This is a genomic window from Alkalimarinus alittae, from assembly GCF_026016465.1.
GTDB lineage: Bacteria > Pseudomonadota > Gammaproteobacteria > Pseudomonadales > Oleiphilaceae > Alkalimarinus > Alkalimarinus alittae.
The window spans coordinates 3,257,855-3,272,993 of the sequence record NZ_CP100390.1 but is presented as its reverse complement, the minus strand read 5'-3'; the positions used below and the strand labels follow the sequence as shown (position 1 = coordinate 3,272,993).

The window sequence follows — 15,139 nt, the reverse complement described above, 5'->3', positions numbered from 1 at the left end:
AATTATTCTTTTGTGTCATCCTCGCGAACGCGGGGATCCATTGTTTAGCGTTGTTTCTGGGCTGGCACTAACTAGATGCCAACCACACTCCAACACCAATCAACAGCGTACCCGCGATACGATTTAAATGCTCCAAGTTCCCTGACTTCATCATAAAGGCTCGCAGAGATTTACCTCCCCCTGCGTAAATAATCAAACAGATAAACTCAAGCAATAATATCAAAAAAATAAGCTGCACTAATTGCATCGTAAGGGGTTGTGAATAGTTTAAAAATGGTGGCAACAACGCGATGAAAAATGCCCAGCCTTTAGGGTTCGCAATAGCCGTTATGAAGCCCTGCATAATGAACGCTTTTTTGCTCATAACCGCATTGCCGTCGTCAGCAATATTTAAAGCCATCTTCCCTTTAGACTGCCACATTTGAATACCGAGATAGATCAGGTAAGCGCCTCCTGCGTATTTTAAAACCACAAACAAAGCAGGGTAGGTCAACATTAGCGCGGCCACACCGACAGCGGAAAGCGAGGCCACTAAAGCAACGCCCACCAATTCGCCTAGCATCATCCAAAGTGTTTTACGCAGCCCAAACCGCATGCCCATGGTGAGCGCAAGTGTCATGCACATGCCAGGGGTAATGGATACAAAAAAGAAGGTGGGGATAAATACGGCAAGAACCGATAATGATAAGTAGGTCAAGTGTCATCCCTTGTGAAAAATAAGAACGATTTAACAATATCATGGCTTCGAATGTCAGAAAAGCCTACTAAAATAGTGTTGACTTGAGAGTAGCACCTAGGTTTATATTGGTGCTACTATTTTGAGATAAATGTTAAGAACTCACGCCCATGCTGTTAGCTAAAGCCCGAAAAATAAGTCACCACATAGTAGGCCCGTTGGTTCTGCTTTGGTTACTATGCCAAAGCATGGTGCTTTGTGCTGGGTTATTGGATAATGGTGGAAGTGATCCGACATTAGCCTCCAGTACACTGCCAATGACGGCCTCAATGAGCGGGCATCATAGTAGTGATCACCATGGAATGGTAATGTCTCAGGCAGGCACTGAGCCGGCACACCATCACGCAACAATCGGTGATACGGTGAGCGCTGATTGCTGTGATGAACAGGGGAGTTATCTTTATAATTCATCGACCTTTTCTTCTATTGTATTCCTACTGTTCTTTCCTCTCTATTGGTTGATCCTTTCATTAAGGCAGCGTCTTAAGCAGTCGACTTATTATCGAGAACCTCCTCCTCACTATAATTACCCCCGAAGTCACGTCGTAAACTGTACATTTTTAAATTAAGCCTCTTCTATTAAGCCCATTCGGTTGATGTTGTGTGGAATTTAATTCCAACGGGTCTACTGAATAGCTGCTTACTCTTGAGTTTCGCCCGTAACTTGGGTTCAGAAACTGATCTAATGTTCAAAACTGCCTTTCTTGGGCATCGTATAACACTGATAAATCGAGATAATACTTATGAATATAAGTATGGCCATGCTGGTGATAGGCATAGGGTTCGCCCCCTTAAGTCACGCGATCCTCACCATCGATGAGGCACAAAAGAGAGCGATAGCGAGTGATCTGGGTATTACCCAAACACTTAATCAATCTCACTCTTCAAAAGTTGAAGCACTCTCTCAAAGCCAGCTGCCAGACCCTGTTTTGGTGGTGGGCGCTCAAAACTTGCCGACTGATACTTTTAAGTTTGATCAGGAACCCATGACTCAGTTTAAGGTGGGCATCAGGCAGATGTTCCCGCAAGGTGACACGCTATCGCTAAAAGAACTCAAGCTTAATGCTCAGGCATCTTCTTTAGAACGTGTGGCAAAAACACGCTATTTAACCGTGACACGAAAGGCCAGAAATCTATGGCTTGAAGTGCTGTATTGGGAGCGTGCCAAGAACATCATTGAAGAGGATGAAGCGCTTTTTACTCAATTACTAGAGGTGACGAACTCTCTGTATAGTGTTGGCAGCGTGCAGCAAAAAGACGTGCTAAGAGCCGAGCTAGAATTGAGTCGATTGAGAGAAAAAATCATCAAAGCAGATCGCCAGAGCGAGATACAGCGTGTGCAATTATCTCGATGGATTGGCCATGCAGCAACCGTCGAGACGTGGCCAGAGCACTTTCCAAACATACATCTACCTACCGAAATAGCGAATCCTTTGGCGTATAGCAATGCCCAACAATATGGTGTTGAAAACAGACAACGATTATTAGAGCAACTTCAAACTCACCCCATGTTATTGAGCCTTCAGCGTCAGGTGGATATGGCGGATAGTGACATTCAGCTATCAAAGCAACAATATCAACCGGCATGGGGCGTAGAATTGAACTATGGCTATCGAGACGGTCAAAATAATGATGGCTCTGATCGCTCAGACTTTGTGAGTGCCATGGTTAATGTGTCGATGCCGCTGTTTACCCATAGTCGTCAGGATAAATCGGTACAAGGGGCGGTATTTCGTAAAGAAGCCCAGCAAAATGCTTATCAAGACAAACTGACTGAAATGGTGGGTGAAGTCCAAACGATCATTAGTCGCTTAGGGCAAGTGGAAGAACAAATGGCGCTATTTAATGAGCAGATTCTGGGTAAAGCGAGACTTCAAGCAGAGTCATCACTCAATGCTTATCAGGCCGATGCAGCGGATTTTGCTGAAGTGATGCGCGCCTATATTAGTGAGCAGCGAGATCGACTTGATTACGAGCGTTTAGTGCTCACAAGACTGCAATTAATTTCAGATTTACAGTTTTATTTTTTAACCGAAACCCCTGAGCTAACGCTAGGTTCTGTTGGGACTTTCGCAGGAGAAACCAAACAATGAAACGTACGGGTATTTTATTCGCAATGATCATTGCGTTAGGAGGTGGCGTAGCCCTCCAAAAGTTTGTACTGAGCAGTAGTCAGTTGCCAATCTTAGGTGACACTGACCATTCTGCCAGTGCTTCTGCACCTGATACAGTTGAAAAAAAACCGCTGTACTGGGTCGCGCCGATGGATAAAAACTACCGACGTGACAAACCAGGACAATCACCGATGGGAATGGATCTGGTGCCGGTTTATGAAGACGATGCCCAAGGTGGCGATGAAGGCACCGTCAAAATATCTCCGATGGTCATTAACAATCTTGGTGTGCGCACAGAAGAAGTCACAAAAGGGTCTATGGATTTGTCGATCAACACTGTCGGCTATATCGATTTTGATGAAGACAAACTTTCACATATTCACAGTCGTGTTGATGGTTGGATAGAGGTTTTAAACGTCAATAGTTCTGGCGATGCGGTGACAAAAGGGCAGACGCTCTATGAACTGTATTCACCTGCACTGGTCAATGCACAAGAAGAATATTTAGCGGTGATACGCAGCGGTAATAAAACACTCAAAAAAGCGTCGCGATCACGTTTGCTTTCGTTAGGGTTATCAAATCACCAGGTGCAGCGTCTTGAGCAAAGAAAGGTGGTTGATCAGCGCATTAAGGTTATCGCAGACCGAGATGGGTTTGTTAAAGATTTGAACGTTCGAGAAGGCATGTTTATTAAGCCAGCAACCGAAGTGATGTCGATTGGCTCGCTGGACTCTGTTTGGGTAATTGCTGAGGTTTTTGAACGGCAGTCAAGCTGGGTTAAAGCTGGACAACGGGTTGAAATGAAAACAGAGGCTTTGCCTGGAAAGCAGTGGAGTGGTGAAGTTGATTATCTTTATCCTGTGTTAGATAGCAAAACCAGAACCTTGCGAGTCCGTATTCGCGTCAGTAACCCAGAGATAGCACTTAAACCCAATATGTACACTGAGTTAACGCTATTCGTCCCTGTATCGGATGAGGCACTGAGCATTCCAAGAGAGGCTTTGATTAAAGGCGGGACGCACAACCGCGTTGTCACTGCTTTAGGGGATGGCATGTTTAAGTCAGTATTAGTTGACGTCGGCATCGAGTCAAATGGCCGCGTTCAAATTATGAAAGGGCTATCAGAAGGCGATATCGTGGTGACTTCTGCTCAGTTTTTGATTGATTCTGAATCCAATATCGATGCCGAAATTGCACGAATGGAATCGCGTGAAATTATCCAACATGAGCAGTCAGAAAGCGCTTCAAATCTATTCAAAGCGACTGGAAAGATAGAAGATGTGATGGCTGATATGGCCATGCTAACGATTACCCATGACCCGATCAAAGCATTGGACTGGCCGACCATGAGAATGGACTTTGAAGTGGCCGATGATATCGACGTAAACGCCTTTGAGGCAGGACAGTTGATTGAGTTTGAACTTAAAAAACAAGGCGATTGGGATTACCTGATCACCACGATTAAACCCGTTAAAACGCAATAAAAAACGTCAGGAGAATATGATGAACGTTATAAGCACGAGAAACGCATTAAGAAATGTCATTTCAACATTGGCCGTGAGTGCCATGTTATTACCTGCCGTGACCTTGGCAGATTCAGAACATGGTCACAGCAATATGAAAGAGCAGGGTCATATGATGAAACAGGATCATATGAAAAGCCAAGGCATGCGAGAAGTCATGGGCACAGGCCGCATCAATAAAGTGATGGCCGAAAAGCATATGGTCAATATTGTTCATGAGCCGATTGCAGAGATGGAATGGCCAAAGATGCGAATGAACTTCAAAACCGCGGAAGGCGTTAATTTAAATGATTTAAAACCAGGCCAGGAAGTGACGTTTAAGTTGCAGGTCAATAAAGATAATAGCTACGTCATAAAGCAGATTGACGTTAAGTAATGGTTATCTGGTTTTGTAGCCTTGATGCAGCGAAGCGGAATCAGGGGTTATTCCGCTTCAATTATCTTCGGAGTTAATAATGATTACTGCAGTAATTAGAGGGTCAATCGCCAAGCGATTTTTTGTCATATTGGCAACGGCTGTTCTGTTGGGAGCGGGGCTGTTTGCCGTTCTAAATACCCCCATCGACGCATTACCCGACTTGTCTGATGTGCAGGTCATTATTAAAACCAGCTACCCAGGGCAAGCGCCGCAGGTGGTTGAAGATCAGGTGACGTACCCACTGACAACGGCGATGTTATCGGTTCCCGGAGCATTGACCGTCAGAGGGTATTCATTCTTCGGTGACTCGTATGTCTATGTGATATTTGAAGATGGCACAGACCTTTACTGGGCCCGCTCTAGGGTGTTGGAATACCTCAATCAGGTAGCAGGTGATTTACCTGCGGCTGCAAAGCCTCAATTGGGGCCCGATGCCACGGGCGTAGGTTGGATTTACTCCTATGCATTAGTAGACCGAACCGGGCGCAATGACTTAGCGCAGTTACGCAGTATCCAAGATTGGTTTCTAAAGTTTGAGTTGCAAACCGTACCGGGTGTGTCAGAAGTGGCAACGATAGGCGGCATGGTTAAACAATACCAGGTGGATGTAGACCCTAATCGTTTAAGAGCCTATAGCATCCCGTTGGCACAAATTCGTACCGCTATTCAGCAGGCTAATCAGGAAACAGGCGCCTCGGTCGTTGAAATGGCAGAAGCCGAGTATATGGTACGCGTATCAGGCTATCTGCAAAGTATTGATGACCTTGAAAAGGTACCATTGGGGGTTAACAAAAATGGTGTCCCACTGTTATTACGCGATGTCGCAGATATTACGCTAGGGCCACAAATGCGCCGAGGTATCGCTGAACTTAATGGCGAAGGCGAGGTAGTGGGTGGCATTGTGGTGATGCGCTTTGGCGAAAATGCACAAACCACGATAGATGGCGTTAAAGCAAAATTAGAAACATTAAAGGTGGGCTTACCTAAGGGCGTTGAAATTATCCCCACCTATGACCGTTCTAGTTTAATTAGCCGAGCGGTTGAACATCTGTATGAAAAACTGCTTGAAGAGTTCATCGTCGTTACCCTTATCTGTACCTTATTTCTTTTCCATATTCGTTCATCTTTAGTGATTATTATCAGCCTGCCAATGGGGATCTTGGCGGCATTTATTGTGATGTATCAGCAAGGCATGAATGCCAACATCATGTCACTGGGGGGCATTGCCATTGCCATCGGTGCCATGGTCGATGGCGCAATAGTGATGATTGAAAACGTGCACAAACACATGGAGAAAACCAAACTCACTGATGAAAATCGTTGGCGAGTGATTAGTCAGGCCTCCTGCGAAGTGGGGCCACCTCTGTTTTTCTCTTTGATTATTATTACGCTGAGTTTCTTGCCGGTGTTTACGCTAGAAGCCCAAGAAGGCAAGTTGTTTGCGCCGTTGGCTTATACTAAAACCTTTGCCATGGCAGCCGCTGCCATGCTGTCGATTACCTTGGTGCCGGTTCTGATGGGCTACTTTATTCGAGGTAACGTCACGCCTGAGCATAAAAATCCGCTCAACCGTTTAATGGTTGCTCTGTATCGCCCAGTCATTCGCACCACACTTAAATTTCCCAAATCGGTTCTATTGCTGTCGTTGGTTGTATTGGTGGTGGGCTTGTGGCCGGCGACCAAGATTGGTAGCGAATTTATGCCTCCTCTCGATGAGGGTGACCTGATGTATATGCCGACCACGTATGCCGGTGTGTCGGTGGGCAAGGCGAGAGAGATTCTTCAGCAAACCGACAAGCTAATTAAAACAGTACCTGAAGTCGAGACGGTTTTTGGTAAAGTTGGACGAGCCGATACGGCAACAGACCCCGCTCCATTAACCATGATCGAAACGGTTATTCAGTTTAAACCGAAAGATCAATGGCGTGCTGGCGTGACCATAGAAACGCTGAAACAAGAACTAGATAGCTTAGTTAAGTTCCCCGGGTTAACCAACGCTTGGGTCATGCCCATTAAAACCCGTATCGACATGTTGTCGACCGGTATTAAAACCCCTGTTGGAATTAAAGTTTCGGGGCCCGATTTAGCTGAAATTGAGAAAATAGGTAAGCAATTAGAATCCATATTGCCCGAGGTTCAAGGGACCGCATCGGTTTACTCTGAGCGGGTTGCTGGCGGGCGCTACGTTAATGTAGATATAGACCGAGAGCGAGCTGCACGGTTTGGTCTTAATGTGGCTGATATTCAAAATGTGGTTCGCACGGCTATCGGCGGAATGAATGTGACTGAAACGGTTGAGGGGCTAGAGCGTTACCCCGTTAATATCCGGTACCCCCAATCTTATCGAGATTCTGAAGAGCAGTTAAAGCTGCTACCGATCGTCACTGCCACAAAAGAGCGTATCGCCTTGGCTGATGTTGCCAATATTTATGTGGCAAACGGTCCTCCAGCGATAAAAAGTGAAAACGCACGTCTTAACGGCTGGACACTGGTCGATATTGATGGCCGTGATCTGGGCTCGTATGTTGAAGAAGCACAAAAAGTGGTGACTGAACGAGTTGATGTACCGGCCGGTTATTCCATTGCTTGGTCGGGTCAATATGAATACATGGTTAGAGCACAAGAACGATTGTCGGTTGTCGTGCCGCTGACCTTGGCGATCATCATGTTGCTGCTATATATCAACTTCAGAAATGTGGTTGAGGTACTGATTATTATGGGCACACTGCCTTTTGCCGTTATCGGCGGTTTATGGTTGATGTATCTACTGGGTTACAACATGTCGATTGCGGTCGCAGTGGGTTTTATTGCTCTGGCGGGTGTCGCCGTCGAAATTGGTGTGTTGATGCTGGTCTACCTCAATCAATCGTATGAACGCATCAGGCATGACGTGGCTAAAGAAGGGCGGCCATTGACCAAAGCGGATGTGCGCCAAGCGGTATTGGAAGGCGCAGGGTTAAGAGTTCGCCCCATTATGATGACCGTTTTTGCAATAGTGATTGGCCTAGTGCCGATCATGATGGGCAGCGGCACCGGGTCAGAGGTTATGCAACGTATAGCCGGCCCAATGATCGGTGGCATGATCAGCACCGTGCTGCTTACCTTATTAGTCATACCGGCTATTTACACATTATGGAAATCCCCAGGGAAATAAAGATGAACAGAACGTTAAAAAACAGTATTGCACTGCTGACATCCGGTGCATTTATAATCGTTTCGGGCGCGGCATTGGCCGGCGCAGGGGAGGCTGGGCATGGCCACGATAGTCCGCCTAAGTCCTCACATCACAATGGAGAAGGCTCGCATCATCAACAAATGATGAATCATAGTGGTATGGTAGGCCATGAGCATTCTATGGAATCATTAGCTGGCAAGCCGGGAGTAGAGAGTGATGTAACTCGAACCATCAATGTCACGGCAGATGACTCCATGCAGTTTACCCATGAGCCTTTTGACATCAAAGATGGCGAAACGATTAAGTTTGTTGTCACCAATAATGGCGCTATCCCACATGAGTTTTCGATTGGCACTAAAGATGAGCATATGGAGCATGGTGAGATGATGATGGCTAACCCTAATATGCACCATGGCCCAGGGGGGAATGCGATTACCGTTAAACCGGGTGAAACGTTACCGCTGATTTGGACATTTGAAAATGCCTGGGAGATCGAAGCTGCTTGTAATATTCCGGGTCACTATCAAGCGGGAATGCATAGTGCGGTGTCGATTCAGGAGTAACACTCAGAAGCGGTCGATATTGAACCGACTGTGGTAGTCTGAGGTCTATACTAGACATCTATGGAGGTATCAAACATGAAACGGTGGTTACTGCTTGTTATCTTCATTTGTGCATTTATGCCCTCAGTTTCGTTGAGTGACGAAACTATTCCGGTAGGGCTCTTCTCGTCAGGCTCACTTGCTGGTTGGGAGCCAAAGCAATTTGAAGGCGAGACAACCTACCGCATTGAAGTCTTAGATAATCATCAAGTCTTAATCGCTCATAGTGAAAACGCCGCATCAGGTTTATTCAAAGAAACGACAATAAACCTAAAAGACTATCCCTACTTAAATTGGCGGTGGCGAATTGACCGTAAACTACCAGAACATGATGAGCAACAGAAAGCGGGTGATGATTACGTTGCTCGGATATATGTGATTCGATCTGGAGGGCTCCTCTTCTGGAGAACAAAAGCACTTAACTATGTATGGTCAAGTCGCGCTGAAAAGGGGAAGACTTGGCCTAATGCCTTTGCCCCAGACAATAACAGGATGATCTCCATACGTTCCAGTCAAGATAATACCCACCAGTGGTATAGTGAAAAACGTAATATTTATAACGATTTTAAAGACTGGTTAGGAGAAGAAATTGTCGAAATTCATGCTATTGCCATAATGACGGATACCGATAATACAGGGGGTGAAGCAACGGCATATTATGGCGATATCTATTTCTCTAAAGAGTAGCGTTTGTTTGGTGTAAATACACTATACTGAATGACGCGGAATCAAACTTTAAACGCGCGTTGATGACTGATTTATTTAGGAAAAATGCATGGAATTTAAAGACTATTACAAAATTCTTGGGGTGAAGCCCGATGCCGAAGCCAAGGATATAAAAACGGCTTATCGAAAGCTCGCGCGAAAGTATCACCCAGATATGAATCCAGATGAGGGGGCAGAAGATAAGTTTAAAGAAGTCGCTGAGGCATATGAGGTATTAAAAGACACTGCACGACGTGCGGAGTTTGATGAGCTGCGCAAATACGGTGGACAATCGAGAGGTGGGTTTCAGCCACCGCCAGGTTGGCAGCAGTCAGGTGGCAGGGGGCATGAGAGTCATCATTTTGAAGGCGATTTCTCTGACTTCTTTAACGCTGCGTTTGGAGGGGGGCGTCAGAGTGGTTTTAGGGATGCCGGTCAGCATACTAGAGGGCAGGATGTGGAAATTGAAATGCCTGTTTTCTTAGAGGAAACGCTAGCCGATAACGTCAAAACAGTCGAGTATCAACTCCCTGTATTTGATGGCAGGCAAGTCGAAAATATTAAAAAACGACTCAAAGTAACCATACCCAAGGGGGTCTCTGACGGTGAGCGAATTCGAGTAAAAGGTCAAGGTAAGCCAGGTACAGGTAACGGTGCAGCAGGTGATCTTTATTTACATATACGCCTAGTCCCGCATCCACTGTTTGATGTGCAAGGCCATGACCTAGTGATTACGCTACCCGTTACGCCATGGGAAGCCGCTCTAGGCGTCAAAGTGACCGTGCCTACACTAGAAGGCAGTATCAATGTCACGATCACACCGAATAGCCCATCGGGTAAGAAGCTCCGCATTAAAGGTAAAGGGTTAAAGGGCAAAAGGGTGACGGGTGACCTGTATGCTATTCTAAAAGTGGTAATGCCCACTACGTCGAATGAAAAATCCAACGAGTTATGGCGGCAGCTATCAGAGGTGGCGAGCTTTGACCCTAGAGCAGAATGGAGTGCAAAAAAATGACAGAAATATCATTTAGCCTGCGACTCAATGAATTGTGCCAGCTTGAGAGTATCGAGCCCGACATCGTCATCGAAATAGTTGAGTATGGCATCGCTCAACCCGTCAAAGGTGAAAATACCGCCGACTGGGTATTTGATACCACCACCGTTCACTGGATCAAGAAAGCCGTTCGACTCCATCAAGACTTAGAAATAGACTGGGTCGCCGTCGCCATGGTGATTGATTTAATGCAGCAGAAAGAATCATTACTTAGAGAAAACGAACATTTTCAATGCCAGTTAAAACGGTTTCTTGAGGATTAGTAGAGAACCCTATTCATATGGCGTTAGCCCGCTTTGGCGTGCTTGATGGTGAGTGGCTATCACTGTTAGCCACTGCCTTAACTAATGACCTTCTACGGATTTCAAAAAATCACCCAGTAACGTTTCCATTAATCTATTTCTAGCTTGGAAACAGGCATCGTCTGCTTTACTGGTGTATTGTGCTTCGCTATTGTGAATCCAAGTATAGCGCTCTGCTTGCTGACTTTGTTGGCTAAAAATGTTCATGTCTTGGTTATTTTTTACGGTCAGGTTGGCGTTATAGTTACAAGTAAACGTCCCTGATCCAAAAGCGTGGTCTAGCAGCTTTTCGTATTGATCAAACCTTAAGTACATTCTGTAATCATCCTTAACCGTCGGGGCGCTGGCGGTGGAAACGGTCATGCCTGATTTTCTTTCTAGCTCTTCGGCTAAGTTGACACGAATCTGAGTCAAATAGACTGACCAGTCTATTACTTCAGAGGGCTTTAAAGGCGCTACCCACACCTGTTTTGGCTTGCTGGCGGGGTTAAGGTTCACTTCAAAGCCATATTCATGGTAATCCATGGTGCCGCAGCCTGATAGAAATAGGGCGAACAGAATCAAACCATAGTTAATGAGTTTCATTTAGTTGGCTCCTGTTAGTTGAAATGCCGCCCAATAATAAGGATGAGCATTAAACTGGTTTAATATTTTGCGCTGAGAGGCATTCAAAGCCTGTCCTTTATTATTAGTGGCAAGCCGTTGGTGAAACTCCGTCATTAGCTGTTCTGTTGCGCTGTCATCAACTAGCCAGAGTGATGACACAATCGAACGGCTACCTGCGAACAGAAACCCGCGAGTAAAGCCTAACAGGTCATTACCATTGGCTACTTCATTGAGCCCTGTCTCACAGCCGCTTAACACCACTAGGTCGTTGTTGAGCTTTGCTCGGTAAAGCTCCGCTACTGTCAATCGTTGAGTCTCTTGATTATCACCAGCGAGAAGCAGGTATGAATCTAACGGTGCCGAATTTTCATACACCCCATGTGAGGCAATATGAAGGTAGCGGAAGTTAGAGGCTTCATTAAGCAAGGTGGATTTTGTCGCCATCGACTGAAGAAGTAATTTTTTTGTGCCATAAAGGTTGGCCACCTGCTGAGCCTCTTGCTCTGCGCCCGGTAAATCCTGAGTAGGGTTGCCCAGTATTAGAATAGAGTCGTTTCGAGAGGTCGGTTTGGCAATATATTGGCTCACCGCCAGACTGGGTAGCTGCCTGATTGAATGATACTTTTCGAGTAAGAACTGTTGGCCGTCATGCAGTGCAGACATCGGAATGTAGTGCAGTGACTCATCTAATACCAAGACTACTTCATCACTCTTGATGAGTCCTTCTATAGGCTTCCAAAGTGCCCCATATAGTTGTTGAGCGGTTTGCTGATATTGGGCGCTATTGGTTTGACTAATATCGGTTCTAAAGCGCTGAGTTAACTCGGCAAGATCAATGGTACCCAGTGGAATGACCTTGATATCTTCGCGAGTGGCAACGAAGGCGTACCACTGGTCTTCTGTTTTAAAATACTCAACCAGTGTTTCACTCTTGTTGATAAGCTGCTGCAGACCGTTAAATTCATTTTGGTCAACGGCTAGTAAAGACGCCATTTGCGGTTGGGTTTTGCGAACAGTGGCTACTTTTCGCTTTAAACCCCTTTGCACATTGCCGCTATTGGATACCCATGCTGGTTCGTTGGTGTTGGAGGTGATGTCAGTTTGAGTTGTTAAGACAGAAGATATGTCAGTCCCACGGTTATGAAGCTCTTCATCTGCAAGCATGTCTATCATGGTTCTAGCCCTAGAACGCTCAGCCACGTTAAAGGCCGGCTCTACCTTTTTCTGCCTGACTAAGACATCAACCAGTGTTTGGTAGACTTGGGTTTTACTCCCAGTGAACCCTATCTTCATAGACTCGGTAGAGATATTTCCGCGAGTTGATTCAATGACATCAATAGACTGGTAGAGGTCTTTTTCGGCTGTTTCAAGCTGCCCTTGAGAGGCATAAAAACGACCGCGTTCAAAGAGTGACAGCCAGTGGAGCTCGGTCATTTTAGCGAGTTCAGGGTTATCGATAATTTTGGTGAACTCCTCTTCGGCACGCTTACTGTCCTGTTTTAGTATGGCTAATCGTGCATTTTGTAACTGAATACGCAGCTTACCTGCATCTTCAATTTCGCTGCCCATTGCGGCATCAGCCCCAATATCAAATAAATCACCCGATTGAAAAAGTAAGCCTAAAGTAATCATGCTGCCTGCGGTTAGATAGGTAGCGGTTTTTCTGCTCTCACTGACATAATCTAACTCGTCTGCTTGGTCTAGCTGTACCTGAACCATCCGCATATACGCTTCTCTAATTTCGTCGGGCTCTAAAACCGCTTGTTCAAGGTCTAGCTTAGTATGTAATTGTTCTAGGATAGCCAGTATGCGCTTGGCCTCAGCCTCATTGCCTAATTGAATGGCAGACAACGCCGTAATACCTGCGGTGACGATAACATCGCCACTCCATGGGGAGCGAGGTGAAAAGTTAACAGCATGTATTTTCAGGTTTTCTAGACCACCTGAGTATTCGATATATTCCGCTAAGGCTTCAGAGCCATACTTATACGCTTGTGAAAAGTCATTCAAACGATACCATGCCTCCATTTTTAAGCGCTTGTGTCTTGGCTTTGTAAAGCGCCAAAATGACATGTCGTGTTTATTGGCTTGAAAATCCCAAGGACTACCGTTGTAGAGCGTTTGCAACCCTTCAGTGTATCCAGATTTCCCATACATATAACGAAACTGAGATTGGCTCAATTCATCGATGCAAGAGAAAAATGCCTGAAACCGATTGGTTGAGAGATAGAGCTCACACACGGTTAAAAAGTCGGCTTCATAGTCTTTGGCTGCGGCCACCTCTGTTGGGTCTTCAAGCATTCTTAATAGTTCTTGAGGCGTTTTTTCAGAAAAGAAAAACTGACCTTTTGGAGGTTCGGCGTGTGCTGGTGGTGCGATCAACAGTATTTGACAGAACCATAGCAGGGGGATGAATATTTTTTTGATCATAATGATTACCAGTTACCTAAACAAAGTGGTTCGCAACGATTCAACGGTGCTATTTTTGGGTGGTAAACATGAGTACAGCTTCTGCTGTTTCTGCTTCTTTATTACTATTCTTTTTCATAACTTTCTTCAAACCTCGTTGGCCACGAGTTCTAATAACGCCTTGCTTAACATCGCGTGCAAGGATGTAGTATCCATTTGATGGGTCATAAACATAACTGGGTAGGGCATCGACAACATCATCATTGCTGGCAATAACCTGAATGCTTTCGACTCCGTAAGGTTCGCTGGCTTCAAATTCACCGAGTGATATCCACTTATTCGCATCGTCTGCATTAACGTAATAGACAAAGCGTCGATTGCCTTGCACTTCATTTATGTCGAGCAGATAAGAAAGCTCTTGTTGCTCGTTTTTGCTGTGACCCACGATGTAGAAGTAGCCGGGTTGATTAACTTTGATGAGAAGCTCAATGGTATCGCCCCCGTTGAATAACAGTTGTCGACTACCTTTATTGGTACTGAGTTGAACCTTAAAATCACTACTAATGGCGTAGCCTTTGTGCAGCAGTGCATCGAAATCAAGTGCGACAGGATCTGTTCGGTAATGTTGGTAGCTAGCAGGCGTTAATTCGATAAGGCGGGTTTTAAGGGTGTTTCCTTGTTTGTCGGTGAGTGAGTAGGTGACTTGAATACCCTGATCGTGAATTTGATACGAGCCAGAAAAAAAGTATTTAGCTTGATCAGGGTTTGACACGGTTTGAACCAGAGACTGAAGCTGAGACAATAAGGCATTGGCAAACGGTGTGATTTCTCTAGAATTTTCTAATGTAGCAGGGCGCACATAGATACGGTTTTGGTTGATGCCTTTTGATAGTAACCGAGCCGCTAACTGAAGCGAATTAACGCGTTTCTCTAACGAGATCAGCTTACGTCTAAGTTCTTGTTTCGTAATCGCAGGTGAAAAGTCCACGTTGTTTTGCCCTGACATAAAGGTAATGACTGTCAGGTATTTTTCATACTGCTCGTACTGAGACAGGAGTTCAGCGAGTTGATCATAGTGTTGCTCAATGGGCAGTTTTGCCATATTTTCTAATTGCGTATTGATTGACTGTTGTATCGATTTAATTTGCTGCTGATAGTTAGCTAATGATTTAGTCGTATCCATTTTGGCGGAACAATACTGCTGCTTAAGGGCCGCATAGCAGTCGAACTCCACCCCTATCATGGGTAGGTCGGTGCTGGAGTGTGTCGTCGAGTTAAAGTAACTCTCGCCTTTATCGTTTTGGTAAACTTCTGAGCTACTTTCAATTTGTACAAAAATACTACTGGCCAAAGAAGATAGTGCTTCCTCTCTGGCGAGTTGAAGTGACTCACCATAGCCTTCACCTGTTATTAGTTTGGCGTTAGCCAAGGGTATTGATAGCAGTAGTAATAACAGGGCATATAGTTGAGTTTGTGCGAGCTTCATAATGGGTAT

General features: G+C 45.4%; 13 protein-coding genes. 9 read left to right on the top strand and 4 right to left on the bottom strand.

The window, feature by feature from the left end:
• Positions 1–67: 67 nt before the first annotated feature.
• Entirely contained in the window at positions 68–697 is a 630-nt protein-coding gene (locus NKI27_RS14835; RefSeq protein ID WP_265046812.1) for a LysE family translocator, read from the bottom strand.
• 149 nt (positions 698–846) lie between these two features.
• Here NKI27_RS14835 and NKI27_RS14830 point away from each other — a divergent pair, with 149 nt between their 5' ends.
• The 9 genes from NKI27_RS14830 to NKI27_RS14790 all read left to right on the top strand — a co-directional run bounded on the left by NKI27_RS14830 (position 847) and on the right by NKI27_RS14790 (position 10,590).
• Positions 847–1,305, top strand: a complete 459-nt coding sequence (locus tag NKI27_RS14830; protein WP_265046811.1) for a hypothetical protein — start codon at positions 847–849, stop codon at positions 1,303–1,305.
• A 174-nt stretch (positions 1,306–1,479) separates the two neighbouring features.
• Positions 1,480–2,829 (top strand): TolC family protein, encoded by a 1,350-nt coding sequence (locus NKI27_RS14825; protein WP_265046810.1) that lies wholly within the window; start codon positions 1,480–1,482, stop codon positions 2,827–2,829.
• A complete protein-coding gene (locus tag NKI27_RS14820) occupies positions 2,826–4,334 on the top strand; it encodes an efflux RND transporter periplasmic adaptor subunit (RefSeq protein WP_265046809.1) in 1,509 nt (502 codons plus the stop codon). Before NKI27_RS14825 ends, NKI27_RS14820 begins: the two co-directional genes overlap by 4 nt.
• Before the next feature lie 16 nt (positions 4,335–4,350).
• Entirely contained in the window at positions 4,351–4,749 is a 399-nt protein-coding gene (locus tag NKI27_RS14815) for a copper-binding protein (protein ID WP_265046808.1), read from the top strand.
• A gap of 79 nt (positions 4,750–4,828) precedes the next feature.
• Positions 4,829–7,945, top strand: a complete 3,117-nt coding sequence (locus NKI27_RS14810; RefSeq protein WP_265046807.1) for an efflux RND transporter permease subunit — start codon at positions 4,829–4,831, stop codon at positions 7,943–7,945.
• Between the two features lie 2 nt (positions 7,946–7,947).
• Positions 7,948–8,529 (top strand): cupredoxin domain-containing protein, encoded by a 582-nt coding sequence (locus NKI27_RS14805; protein WP_265046806.1) that lies wholly within the window; start codon positions 7,948–7,950, stop codon positions 8,527–8,529.
• Between the two features lie 75 nt (positions 8,530–8,604).
• Entirely contained in the window at positions 8,605–9,255 is a 651-nt protein-coding gene (locus NKI27_RS14800; protein WP_265046805.1) for a DUF3047 domain-containing protein, read from the top strand.
• 88 nt (positions 9,256–9,343) lie between these two features.
• A complete protein-coding gene (locus tag NKI27_RS14795; protein ID WP_265046804.1) occupies positions 9,344–10,288 on the top strand; it encodes a DnaJ C-terminal domain-containing protein in 945 nt (314 codons plus the stop codon).
• The gene (locus tag NKI27_RS14790; protein ID WP_265046803.1) at positions 10,285–10,590 is read left to right on the top strand and encodes a chaperone modulator CbpM; all 306 of its coding nucleotides are present in this window, start codon (positions 10,285–10,287) and stop codon (positions 10,588–10,590) included. Before NKI27_RS14795 ends, NKI27_RS14790 begins: the two co-directional genes overlap by 4 nt.
• Before the next feature lie 81 nt (positions 10,591–10,671).
• On the opposite strand, the gene NKI27_RS14785 is transcribed toward NKI27_RS14790, so the two are convergent.
• Genes NKI27_RS14785 through NKI27_RS14775 form a run of 3 tightly spaced genes read right to left on the bottom strand, consistent with a single transcriptional unit; the run spans position 10,672 to position 15,130 of the window.
• Positions 10,672–11,214, bottom strand: coding sequence for a hypothetical protein (locus NKI27_RS14785; RefSeq protein ID WP_265046802.1), 543 nt, complete (start codon positions 11,212–11,214; stop codon positions 10,672–10,674).
• Positions 11,215–13,665: a CHAT domain-containing protein gene (locus NKI27_RS14780; RefSeq protein WP_265046801.1), complete on the bottom strand. Its 2,451-nt coding sequence runs from the start codon at positions 13,663–13,665 to the stop codon at positions 11,215–11,217. It abuts the gene before it with no gap.
• Positions 13,666–13,714: 49 nt separating this feature from the next.
• Positions 13,715–15,130, bottom strand: coding sequence for a hypothetical protein (locus tag NKI27_RS14775; protein ID WP_265046800.1), 1,416 nt, complete (start codon positions 15,128–15,130; stop codon positions 13,715–13,717).
• Between the last annotated feature and the right edge of the window lie 9 nt (positions 15,131–15,139).